At 68.4% G+C, this 11,761-nt stretch carries 11 protein-coding genes; all 11 read right to left on the minus strand.

What is annotated here, in order from left to right; genetic code table 11:
• Window positions 1-29: 29 nt before the first annotated feature.
• The 11 genes from CDN99_RS02055 to ispG all read right to left on the minus strand — a co-directional run bounded on the left by CDN99_RS02055 (window position 30) and on the right by ispG (window position 11,664).
• Entirely contained in the window at window positions 30-1,193 is a 1,164-nt protein-coding gene (locus tag CDN99_RS02055) for an ATP phosphoribosyltransferase regulatory subunit (protein ID WP_088382440.1), read from the minus strand.
• 150 nt (window positions 1,194-1,343) lie between these two features.
• The gene (locus CDN99_RS02060; protein WP_088382441.1) at window positions 1,344-1,535 is read right to left on the minus strand and encodes a DUF2065 domain-containing protein; all 192 of its coding nucleotides are present in this window, start codon (window positions 1,533-1,535) and stop codon (window positions 1,344-1,346) included.
• 66 nt (window positions 1,536-1,601) lie between these two features.
• The gene (gene hflC, locus CDN99_RS02065) at window positions 1,602-2,498 is read right to left on the minus strand and encodes a protease modulator HflC (protein WP_088382442.1); all 897 of its coding nucleotides are present in this window, start codon (window positions 2,496-2,498) and stop codon (window positions 1,602-1,604) included.
• A gap of 19 nt (window positions 2,499-2,517) precedes the next feature.
• Entirely contained in the window at window positions 2,518-3,717 is a 1,200-nt protein-coding gene (gene hflK / locus CDN99_RS02070; RefSeq protein ID WP_238139375.1) for an FtsH protease activity modulator HflK, read from the minus strand.
• 143 nt (window positions 3,718-3,860) lie between these two features.
• A complete protein-coding gene (gene hflX, locus CDN99_RS02075; RefSeq protein WP_238139319.1) occupies window positions 3,861-5,186 on the minus strand; it encodes a GTPase HflX in 1,326 nt (441 codons plus the stop codon).
• A gap of 96 nt (window positions 5,187-5,282) precedes the next feature.
• A complete protein-coding gene (hfq, locus tag CDN99_RS02080) occupies window positions 5,283-5,525 on the minus strand; it encodes an RNA chaperone Hfq (protein ID WP_067275532.1) in 243 nt (80 codons plus the stop codon).
• A gap of 77 nt (window positions 5,526-5,602) precedes the next feature.
• On the minus strand, window positions 5,603-6,967 hold the full coding sequence (gene der / locus CDN99_RS02085; RefSeq protein WP_088382445.1) for a ribosome biogenesis GTPase Der: 1,365 nt from the start codon (window positions 6,965-6,967) through the stop codon (window positions 5,603-5,605).
• 1 nt (window position 6,968) lies between these two features.
• Window positions 6,969-8,126, minus strand: a complete 1,158-nt coding sequence (gene bamB / locus CDN99_RS02090; RefSeq protein WP_238139320.1) for an outer membrane protein assembly factor BamB — start codon at window positions 8,124-8,126, stop codon at window positions 6,969-6,971.
• On the minus strand, window positions 8,123-8,794 hold the full coding sequence (locus tag CDN99_RS02095; protein WP_088382446.1) for a YfgM family protein: 672 nt from the start codon (window positions 8,792-8,794) through the stop codon (window positions 8,123-8,125). The genes bamB and CDN99_RS02095 overlap by 4 nt, the downstream gene beginning before the upstream one ends.
• 112 nt (window positions 8,795-8,906) lie before the next feature.
• On the minus strand, window positions 8,907-10,217 hold the full coding sequence (gene hisS, locus CDN99_RS02100; protein WP_088382447.1) for a histidine--tRNA ligase: 1,311 nt from the start codon (window positions 10,215-10,217) through the stop codon (window positions 8,907-8,909).
• 142 nt (window positions 10,218-10,359) lie between these two features.
• Window positions 10,360-11,664 carry a flavodoxin-dependent (E)-4-hydroxy-3-methylbut-2-enyl-diphosphate synthase gene (gene ispG / locus CDN99_RS02105; protein ID WP_088383314.1) on the minus strand — a complete coding sequence of 435 codons (1,305 nt, stop codon included), beginning with the start codon at window positions 11,662-11,664 and terminating at the stop codon, window positions 10,360-10,362.
• Window positions 11,665-11,761: the final 97 nt, after the last annotated feature.

Genomic DNA, 11,761 nt, shown 5'->3' on the forward strand with positions numbered 1-11,761 from the left:
GTTGAGAGGGAGGGTGTGGAAGGCGACGCTCACAGCGATCGCAACACCCACTGACCGCCGGCCTGCGCCAGCTCGCGGTCGCATTCGAACTCGTCGTTCTCTTGTTCGTGGCCCGGCAGCACGCAGACCACGGTTTCGCCCCGCTCGCGCAGACGGCGGACCGCCGCGCGCAGGTCGGGATCCTCGCCCCACGGGGCGCGCACCGCGGCCCGCAGCGACGTGGCGGGGAGCAGGCCCGCCAGCGTCTTGAGATCCAGGCTGAAGCCGACCGCCGGACGACGCCGGCCGAAGACGGCCCCGACCTCGTCATAACGACCGCCGCGCACGACGGCATCGCTGCAGCCCTGCGCATACAGCGCGAAACGCGCGCCGCTGTAATAACCGAAGCCCGGCAGGTCCGCCAGGTCCACGCCGATGCGCACATCCGGATAGGCCGCCTGCAAATGGCGGATCAACCAGTCCAGGTCGTCCAGCGCGGCGGTCACCAGCGGATGCGCGGGCAGGCGCTCGCGCGCCAACGCCAGCACCTCGACGCCACCATACAGGCCCAGCAGCGCCTGCAGCGCCGTGATGACGTCGGCAGGCAATTCCTTCGCGAACGCGGCGACACCGGCCGCGTCCTTGGCGGCCATCGCAGCCACCAGCGCGTTCAGCCGGTCCTCGTCGAGCGCGTGCTCGCCGAGCAGCCCCCGCACCAGACGCGCGTCGCCCAGATCCAGCACGAGGTGCTTCAGGCCGGCGCGTTGCATCGCGTCGATGGCCAGCTCCTGCGCTTCCAGGTCGGCCTCCAGACCGGCATGGCCGTAGATCTCGACGCCGAACTGCAGCGGCTCGCGCGTCGCGGTCAGGCCTTCGGCGCGGGTGTGCAGCACCGGGCCGCAGTAGCACAGGCGCGTCACGCCGGCGCGGTTCAGCAGATGCGCGTCGATGCGCGCGACCTGCGGCGTCGTGTCCGCGCGCAGGCCGAGGCTGCGACCAGAGAGTTGGTCGACGAGCTTGAAGGTCTTGAGGTCCAGCGCCTGACCGGTGCCGGAAAGCAGCGAGTCGAGATGCTCCAGCATGGGCGGCATCACCAACTCGCAACCATAGGTCCGCGCCATGTCCAGCAGCTCGCGGCGCAATTCTTCGATGCGGCGGGCCTGGGAGGGCAGGACGTCAGCAATGTGCTCGGGCAGCAGCCAAGCAGAGGCCATGACGTTCAGGAGGGGGTTAAAAACGGCATTGTACCGGGGTCGCGACGAACCTCGGCGGGCGCGCCCCTCACGCGAGGGTCGCGCGCAGGATCGGCGCCCCGCGGGAGCCTTGAAAAAGCACAAGGGCGTCCCCGTGGGCCGCCCTTGCGATCAGTGCCAGACCAGCATCAGCAGCAAGCCGCCGCACAACACGCTGGCCAGGCCCAGGAAGCGCAGTTGGCCGTCGCTCATCGCCAACAGTTTGGCGAACAGCTTGCGCCAGGCCACCGGATTCAGGAAGGGCATCAGCCCTTCCATCACCAGCAGCAGCGCCAGTGCCACGAGCCAGTTGTCGCCGCTCATGACACCCGTGCTGCCTTGTGGCCGGCCGCTATCGTGGGAGTCCGTAGACAGCCGCGCGGACCGCGATTACTTCTTCGGCGCCGCGGCGGGACCACCGGGGCCGCCGTTGCGCATCGCGTTGAAGAACTGGCTGGACGGATCCAGCACCATCACGTCGCTCTTGTTGCGGAAGCTGCGCTGGTACGCGTCCAGCGAGCGATAGAACTGAGCGAACGCCGGGTCGCGGCCGAAGGCTTCCGAGTACAGCGCCGATGCCTTCGCATCGCCCTCGCCCATGATCTTCTGCGCGTCGCGGTAGGCCTCGGCGGTGATGATCTCGCGCTGCTTGTCGGCGTCGGCCTTGATCTTCTCGCCTTCGGCCGAGCCGGTCGAGCGCAGCTCGTTGGCGACGCGGGCGCGCTCCGACTTCATCCGGTTGTAGACCGACTCGGTGATGTTGGCCGCGAAGTCCACGCGCTTGACGCGCACGTCGACGATCTCGATGCCGAACTGCTTGGCCTCTTCCTCCAGGCGCTTGCGCACGTCCTGCATGACCTTCTCACGCTCGGTGGCCAGCACCGCGCGCACGGTGCGCTTGGTGACTTCCTCGTTCAGCGCGGCCTGCACGATCGGGCTCAGGCGAGCCTCCAGGTTGCGCAGGCTGGTACCGCTGTTGCGGATGTACTGGCGCGAGTCGACGATGCGCCACTTCACCAGCCAGTCGATGACCAGGCTCTTTTTCTCGGCGGTGAAGATGGGGCGCGAGTCCGGGCTGTCCAGCGTCTGCACGCGGCGATCCAGGAAGACCACGTTCTGCAGCGGCGGGGGCAGCTTGAACTTCAAGCCGGGCTCGGTGACGACTTCCTTGATCTCGCCCAGCGAATAAACGACCGCGAACTGGCGCTGGTCGACGACGAACAAGGTCGAACTGGCGATCACGAACAGGATCAGCAAGCCCAGGACGACGGAGACGATGCGATTCATTGTGTGGTGCTCCTGTCGTTCAACGGCCGTCGCGGTCGCGGCTGCGCGCGTTGTCGCGTGAGCGCGGGTCGGCGTTCAGCGAGCTGGCGCCGGTCGCGGAGGGATCCGGCGTGACCGCCGGCGTCGGCACCGTGGTCGTCACCGTGCCCTGCCCTTGCTGCTGCATCAGCTTGTCCAGCGGCAGGTACAGCAGGTTGTTGGAGCCGCTGCGGGCGTCGACCATCACCTTCGTGACGCGCGAGTAGACCTGCTGCATCGTGTCGATGTACAGGCGGTCGCGCGTGACGCCCGGCGCCTTCTGATACTCGGCCAGCACGCTCTTGAAACGCTGCGAATCACCTTCCGCGAACGAGACGACGCGGGCACGGTAGGCCTCGGCGTCCTCGCGCAGACGGGCCGCCTGACCCTGGGCGCGCGGGATCACGTCGTTGGCGTAGGCCTCGCCTTCGTTCTTCAGACGCTCGCGGTCGGCGGTGGCGCGGAAGGCGTCGTCGAACGCCGCCTGCACCTGCTCGGGCGCCTGCACGCTGCCGACGTTGACGTTGACGACCTGGATGCCGGTCTTCAGCCGGTCCAGCTGGACCTGGATGGACTTGACCAGATCAATCGCGATCGCGTCGCGCTGCTCGTACAGCACCGAGTCCATGTTGCTGCGACCGACGATCTCGCGCACCGCCGATTCGGCGGCCTGCACGACGGCGTCATCGGTGCCGACGTTCTCGAACAGGTAGTCGCGCGAATCCTTCAGCCGATATTGCACGGTGAAGCGGATGTCGACGATGTTCTCGTCCTGCGTCAGCATCGACGAGTCGCGCAGGCCCGAGGCCTGTCCGACCGAGCTGCGACCGACTTCCACCGATTGCAGCTGCGTGAACGAGACGATCTCGTGCGCCTGGAACGGGTACGGGAAGCGGTACTGGATGCCGGCGTCGACCGTGCGGCTGTACTTGCCGAACGAGGTGATCACGCCTTGCTGGCCTTCCTGGACGATGAACACGCCGCTGGCCAGCCAGCCCAGCAGCACCACGCCCACGACCAGACCAGCGCCGATGCCGGCGCCCTTCATGTCGGGCTGGTAGTTGCCACCGCCGCCGCCGTTGCCCGAGGGGCCACCGTCGTTGTTGCCGCCGCGACCGCCGAACAGCCGCGAAAGCTTGCGGTTGAAGTCGCGCCAGAGTTCGTCCAGGTCGGGCGGGCCCTCGTTGCGGCCATTGCTCATCCAAAGGCCCAGCCTGCGGCGCAGGCCGCCGGCTCCACCCTGCGGGTCACGTCCACGGCCTGCCATGGACATGCGGTCGTCTTGATTCATACGCATCCTGATAAGGAAGTCTTGTTGCAAGTATCGGGCATCGCCGCGTGGTGTCAGCCTGCGCGCCCTTGCGGATCATCCTGAACGTCCGACCGATCTTGGGGCAGGTCTTGCGCGTTCAAGTCGGCTTCATCGGCATCGCCCATCGCATCGGCCTCGTCGCCCCCATCGACATCATCCAGCGGGGACGGCTCCAGGTCCGTCTCCTGCCCGGCGTACTCCGGCACCGGCGCGGCCTGCATCAGCGACGCGATCATCGCGCGCAGCTCGTCCAGGCCCTCGCCCTGCGCGGCGCTGACGAAGATGCGCGGCAAGCGCTGCCCGCCGTGCTCGCCGCCGATGCGCGTCAGCCAGTCCTGCAATGCGCGCGGGCGCTGGTTGGGCTCCAGCAGGTCGAGCTTGTTGTAGACGAGGATCTGCGGAATGTGCTGCGCGCCGATCTCGGCCAGCACACGTTCCACTTCCTCCATCTGCTCGGTCAGCACCGGGCTGGCGGCGTCCACGACGTGCAGCAGCAAGTCGGCGTCGGCCGCCTCCTGCAGCGTCGCCTTGAACGCCTCGACCAGCTTGTGCGGCAGATCGCGGATGAAGCCGACGGTGTCGGAGAGCGAGACGCTGGCGCCGGCTTCCTCGATGTAGAGCGATCGCGTGGTCGTGTCGAGCGTCGCGAACAGCTGATTCGCGGCGTAGGCCTTGGCCTTGGTCAGCGCATTGAACAGCGTGCTCTTGCCGGCGTTGGTGTAGCCGACCAGCGAGACGCGGAACACACCGCTGCGGGTGCGCGCGCGCCGCTGCGTCGCGCGCTGGCGCTGGACCTTCTTGAGGCGCTCCTTGATCGACTTGATGCGGTCGTCGATCATGCGGCGGTCCAGCTCGATCTGGCTCTCGCCCGGGCCGCCGCGCATGCCGATGCCGCCGCTTTGACGCTCCAGATGGCTCCAGCGGCGCACCAGGCGCGTGGCCAGGTACTGCAGGCGGGCCAGCTCGACCTGCAGCTTGCCTTCGAAGCTCTGCGCGCGAGCGGCGAAGATTTCCAGGATCAGCGCGGTGCGGTCCGCCACCGGCACGCCCAGATGACGCTCCAGGTTGCGTTGCTGCGCGGGGGAGATGGCCTGATCGAACAGCACGGTGTGGGCGCCCAGCGCCTGCACCATCAGCTTGATCTCGTCGGCCTTGCCGGAGCCGATGAACAGCGCCGCGTCGGGCGCCTTGCGCTTGGCCACGACTCGGGCCACGGGGGTGTCGCCGGCGGATTCCGCCAGCAGGGCAAGTTCATCGAGGGTGGCGTCGAAAGCCTCGCGGCCCAGGTCGACGCCCACCAGAATGGCGCGCGCCGCCTCGGGGGGCGGCGTCGAATGAGTGGGATCTTGCGTTGTCAAGATTGGGTGTTCGGCGGACCGGGTCGCGGTCCGCGTAGTGCGCCTGGCGTGACCGCGCGGCCACCATCGGGAAGGACGGCGGCCGCGGGATCCGGATCAGCTGGCGTCGTTGCTCTCGCCGGTGTGGAAGTTCACCGCCCGGCCCGGCACCACCGTGGAGATGGCGTGCTTGTAGACCATCTGCGTGACCGTGTTTCGCAGCAGCACCACGTACTGGTCAAAGGACTCGATGTGGCCTTGCAGCTTGATGCCGTTCACCAGGTAGATGCTCACGGGAACATGCTCCTTGCGCAGCAGGTTCAGGAAGGGGTCTTGCAAGAGTTGTCCTTTGTTGCTCACGATATGCTCCGTGTTGTGAGAGGTGTTGGAGTGCCCGACCTTATCACAGCACCGGGTTTCCCCGGACGGGTCGGTGATCAGGTTTCGTTGAACGGGTTCTTCGAGGACCGCATCTCGATCCGCAGCGGCGTGCCGACCAGCTTGTAGTGATCGCGGATCCGCCCTTCCAGATACCGCTTGTACACGTCGCTGACGCCTTCCAGCGCGTTGCCGTGGATGACGACGATCGGCGGGTTCATGCCGCCCTGATGGGCGTAGCGCAGCTTGGGACGGGACAACCCCGCGCGCTTGGGCTGCTGGTGCTCGACGGCCTCGTGCACCAGGCGCGTCAGCACCGGCGTGGTCATCTTCTTGTAGGCCGACGAATACGAGTCGGCCAGCGCCTTCCACAGCGGCCCCAGGCCCTGGCGCTTGAGCGCCGAGATCTGCAGGATGGGCGCGAACCGCAGGAAGGCCAGGCGCGTCGTGATCTGGCGCTCGATCGTCTCGCGCTGGTAGCTGTCGATCGCATCCCACTTGTTGATCGCGACGACCACCGCGCGGCCACTGTCCAGCACGTAGCCGGCGATGTGGGCGTCCTGGTCGGTCACGCCCTGCGTGGCGTCGATCAGCAGCAGCACGACGTTCGCGTCGGAGATCGCCTGCAGCGTCTTGACCACCGAGAACTTCTCGATCGCCTCGAAGACCTTGCCCTTGCGGCGCAGGCCGGCGGTGTCGATGAGCTTGAACTTCTGGCCATTGCGCTCGAAGTCGACGCTGATGGCGTCGCGCGTCGTGCCCGGCATGTCGAAGGCGACCAGGCGCTCCTCGCCCAGCCAGGTGTTGATCAGCGTGCTCTTGCCGACGTTCGGGCGGCCGGCCACCGCCAGGCGGATGGCGCGGGGTTCGTCGCCTTCCTCGTCCGGGGCGTCGCCGTCGAAGGCGACGTCATCGTCCGTGGCGCGACCCTCGTCGAAGCTGTCCAGCACCGCTTCCAGCAGGCTGCGGATGCCCTGGCCGTGCGCGGAGGAGACCGGGTGCGGCTCGCCCATGCCGAGCTCGTGGAACTCCGCCATCAACGGCGAGTCGCTCATGCCCTCGGCCTTGTTGACCGCGACGAAGACACGCTTGTTGCACTGGCGCAGGTAGCGGCCGATGTCCATGTCCTGGCCGGCCAGTCCGGTGCGGATGTCCAGCACGAAGATCACCGCGTCCGCCTCGGCCACGGCCTGGCGGGTCTGCTTGGCCATCTCCTTGACGATGCCGGTGGAGCTGTCCGGCTCGAAGCCGCCGGTATCGATGACGATGAACTCGCGATCGCCCAGACGGCCGTCGCCGTAGTGGCGGTCGCGGGTGAGGCCGGCGAAGTCCGCGACGATGGCGTCGCGGCTCTTCGTCAGCCGGTTGAACAGCGTGGACTTGCCCACGTTGGGGCGGCCCACCAGGGCGATCACAGGTTTCATATCAGTCTTGGCGCAGCGCGAACAAGCGTCCGCTGCGAGTGGCGATCAGCACCGTGTCCCCCGATTGCACCGGGGCGGCGACGACGCCGGAACTGTCGGTCGACAGGCGCTGGATGGTCTGCCCCTTGTCGCGGGACAGGAAATGCACGTACCCCTCGCCGTCGCCGACGATGACCGACTTGGCGGTCACCAGCGGGGCGCTGAGCTTGCGGTTCTGGAACTGGTCGGCGGTCCACTGGACGTCGCCGTTGCGGGTGCCCCAGGCCGTCAGGCGGTCGGAGGCATCGCCGCCGACGACGATCGCGGCGTCGACGCCCAGGCCGCGGCTGCCGCCGACGTTGCGGCTCCAGATCGCGTTGCCGCGCTCGGCGTTGACGCAGGCGACGGCGGACTGGAACGCGCGGGCGCAGAAGGTGTCCTTGTCGCGGCCCATCGGGCCGACCAGGTCGGCCAGGCGCTCGACTTCGTTGGTGCCGCGCGGGCTGGCGACGGAGGCCTCCCACAGCAGCAGGCCGCGGGTCGGATCGACGCCGGCCAGGCGCGGGCCCTGCCCCACCAGCAGCGTGTTCTGGTAGGCGCCGATGACGCCGGACTGCTGCAGCGTCAGCGGCTCGCCCGGACGACGCAGCTCCCACAGGCGACGGCCGTCGGCCGCGTCGAAGGCCAGCACGGCACGATCCAGCGTCAGCACGAAGACGCGCTCGCCGGCGACGAACGGGGCGGTCACCACCGGCGTCGTCATCGCCTTGCGCCACAGGATCCGGTCGCCCTCGGTGACGACCAGCTCGTTGTCACGAGTGACCGCGGCAGCGAAACGGCCGTCGCTGCCGACACCGGCGGTCAGGCCCTTGCCGACCTCGGCGCGCCACAGCGTGGTGCCGTCCTTGGCGGAGATGGCGCTGATGACGCCGTCCGAGCCGCCGACCACGAAGCGGTCGTCCAGCGCGGTGATCGTCAGCGGAAACTTGACGCTGTCCACGCGCGCTTCCCAGACCACGCGGGCTTGCAGCGACGGGGTGATGTTCTCGAGCGGCGCGGGTTTGGGCGCATTGGAGCTGCTGGACAGCGAGCACGCGCCCATCGTCAGCGCGACGCCGGCCAGCACCAGCGCGCGGGCCAACGGACGGATCAGCGGGCGGCCTTGGATGCGGGCGATCATTGCGCGGCTCCCGGCGTTTCGTCGTCGCCGACGGCGACACCCAGGCTGGCCAGCTTCACCTGCAGCAGGCGGCGGTAGTCCAACTGCTTGTCCATGGCGTCGTAGGCCTTCTTGAATTCGGTCCTGGCCTGGTCGGGCTTGTTCTGCAGCAACGCCAGGTCGCCGCGGCGATCGGCCAGCAGCGGCGCGAAGTCGGCGTTCTTGACGCCGTCCAGCGTCTTGCCGGCCTCGTCGTACTGCTTGGCATCCATCTGCAGCGCGGCCAGGCGCAGGCGGGCCAGATCACGGTAGGCGTCGCCCTTGGCGCCGTCGACGGCCCAGGTCAGCGTGGCACGGGCTTCGTCGGCCTTGCCCTTGTCCAGTTGCAGCTTGGCGGCGATCAGCGCGGCCTGCGCGGCGTATCCGGTCGAGCCGTACTCCGTCTTCAGGTTGCCGAACACCGCGGTGGCCTTGCCGGCGTCGCCGGCTTGCGCCGCGCGTTCCAGCTCGGTGAACATCGCGGCGGCCTTGGCGGCCTGCTGGCGCTGCCAGTAGTTCCAGCCGGTCCAGCCGGCGTAGGCCACCAGCGCCAGCGTCAGCAGCCAGGTGATCGCATTGCCCCAGCGCTTCCAGAACGCCTTGACCTGCTCCAGCTGTTCCTGTTCTTCGAGATCGAGATGAGACGCCATGTGCGAAAAACGGTCCGTCGGTTGAACTATCGAAGCCGGTGCGACAGGCGCGGGCCGGCGGGTACTCGGAATCTGACCGGCGGCGGCCTGCGCCACCCCGGCAAAGCCGCGATTATGCGTTGCGCAGCTCGGCTGCCCAGCCGGCCACGTCGTAAAGCGATCGTGTCGTCTGCGCGGCGCCTTCATCGCGCAGCGGCTTGACCGCGACCTCGCCGCGCGCCAGCTCGTCCTCGCCGAAGATCAGCGCGAAACGGGCGCCGCTGCCGTCGGCCTTCTTGAACTGCGACTTCATGCTGCCCTGGCCCGGATGCATGACAACCCGGACGCCGGCCGCGCGCAGCGCCTCCAGCGCGACCATCACCTGCGGCAGCCCTTGCGCGGACGGGATGACGGCGTAGGCGTCCGGGACGTCCGGCGCTGGCAGCGTGCCGACTTCCTCCAGCAGCAGCAGCAGGCGTTCGATGCCCATGCCGAAGCCCACCGCCGGCGCCGGCTTGCCGCCGAGTTGCTCGATCAGGTAGTCGTAGCGGCCGCCGCCGCAGACGGTGCCCTGCGAGCCCAGGCGCTCGGTGACCCACTCGAACACCGTCAGGTTGTAGTAGTCCAGGCCGCGCACCAGGCGCGGATTGATCTGGTACGCGATGCCGGCGGCGTCCAGGATCGCGCGCACGCCGTTGAAGTGCGCCAGCGAGGCCTCGCCCAGAAAGTCCAGCAGCTTGGGCGCGCCGTTGGCCATGTCCTGCAGCGCCGGGTTCTTGGTGTCCAGCACGCGCAGCGGGTTGCTGTGCATGCGGCGCCGACTGTCCTCGTCCAGCAGCGCCTGGTGCTGTTCGAGGTAGGCGATCAGCGCCTCGCGGTGGGCGCGGCGCTCGGCCGGCTCGCCCAGGCAGTTGAGCTCCAGGCGGAAGTGCTCGCCGTCCTTCAGGCCCAGCTCGCGCAGCAGGCGGCTGCCCATGAGGATGACCTCGGCGTCCACGTCGGGGCCGGCGAAGCCCATGGCCTCGACACCCATCTGGTGGAACTGGCGGTAGCGCCCCTTCTGCGGCTTCTCGCGGCGGAACATCGGGCCGAAGTAGTACAGGCGGCGGCCGGAGTCGCGCAGGAACGAGTGCTCCGTCATCGCGCGCACCACGCCGGCCGTCATCTCGGGGCGCAGGGCCAGGTGCTCGGCCTGGCCGTGCTTGTCGGCGCGATCCTCGAAGGCGTACATCTCCTTCTCGACGATGTCGGTCACCTCGCCGATGCCGCGCACGAACAGCGCGGTCGGCTCGACGATGGGCGTGCGCACGTTCTGGTAGCCGTAGCGCTGCAGCACGCTGCGCATCATGGCTTCCAGCCATTCCCAGCGCGCCGATTCCGGCGGCAGGATGTCGTTCATGCCCTTGACGGCCTGCAAGGCTTGCAGCTTCTTGGTGTCTGTCATGTGGTCGGGATCCCCCGGGAGGGATCGAGGTATCGCGGGGAAGGGCCGGACGGGATCGCCCCGGCCCGATGTCGATCGGAAAAACGACGCGGCGCCCTCCCCGTCCACCAACCGGCGAACGGCGCGGGGCGCCACGGCAGGGTCAATGCGCGCCGGCTTCGCCGAAGCGCTTCTCGATGTAGGTCTCGACCAGCGCGTGGAACTCGGTCGCGATGTTGTCGCCGCGCAGCGTCAACGCCTTCTCGCCGTCGATGAACACGGGCGCGGCCGGCGCCTCGCCGTTGCCGGGCAGGCTGATGCCGATGTCGGCATGCTTGCTCTCGCCGGGCCCGTTGACGATGCAGCCCATCACCGCGACCTTCATGTTCTCGACGCCCGGGTACTTGCCGCGCCAGATCGGCATCTGCGCGCGCAGGAAGTCGTCGATCTGCTTGGCCAGCTCCTGGAAGGTCGTGCTGGTGGTGCGGCCGCAGCCGGGGCACGCGGTGACGCTCGGGTTGAACGCGCGCAGCCCCAGCGACTGCAGGATCTCCAGCGCGACCACCACTTCCTGCGTGCGCGCCTCGCCGGGTTGCGGCGTCAGCGAGACGCGGATCGTGTCGCCGATGCCTTCCTGCAGCAGCACCGACAGCGCCGCGGCGGAAGCCACGGTGCCCTTGGTGCCCATGCCGGCCTCGGTCAGCCCCAGGTGCAGCGCGTAATCGCAGCGCCTGGCCAGCGCGCGGTAGACCGAGATCAGGTCCTGCACGCCGCTGACCTTGCAGCTGATGATGATGTTGTCGGGATTCATGCCCAGCTCGCGCGCATACGCGGCCGACGATAACGCCGACTGGATCAGCGCCTGGTACATCACCTGCTTGCCGTCCCACGGGGCGGCGCGCCGGGCGTTGTCGTCCATCATCTGGGCGAGCAGTTCCTGGTCCAGGCTGCCCCAGTTGACGCCGATGCGCACGACCTTGTCGTACTGCACCGCCGCCTCGATCATCTGGGCGAACTGGCGATCCTTCTTGTCACCCTTGCCGACGTTGCCGGGGTTGATGCGGTACTTGGACAGCGCCCGCGCCATCGCCGGGTGCTCGGTCAGCAGGCGGTGGCCGTTGTAGTGGAAGTCGCCAACCAGCGGCACGTCGATGCCCATGCGGTCGAGCTGGTCGCGGATGTGCGGCACGGCATCGGCCGCCTCGGGCGTGTTGACGGTGATGCGGACCAGCTCCGAGCCGGCGATCGCCAGCTCCTTGATCTGGATGGCGGTCTCGATGACGTCGACGGTGTCGGTGTTGGTCATCGACTGGACGCGCACCGGCGCGTCGCCGCCGATCGTCACGACATGGTCGCCCCAGCGTACGTTCGCCTGGCGCGTGAGGTGCCGGGCCGGCGCGGCGGCGGCGATCAGGTCCGACGGGTCGGTGCCGTCGATCGCGGAAGCTTCGGTGATCTGGGTGTCCATCGTCATGCGGCGCTCATGCAAAGAAATTGGGGGGCGGCGACCGAGTGGCTGCCGCTACTGCGGATGCTGCCGTGCTTGCCCATCAGTCCACCCTTCG

It is taken from the genome of Roseateles aquatilis (assembly GCF_002205645.1).
Taxonomy (GTDB): Bacteria; Pseudomonadota; Gammaproteobacteria; order Burkholderiales; family Burkholderiaceae_C; genus Roseateles; species Roseateles aquatilis.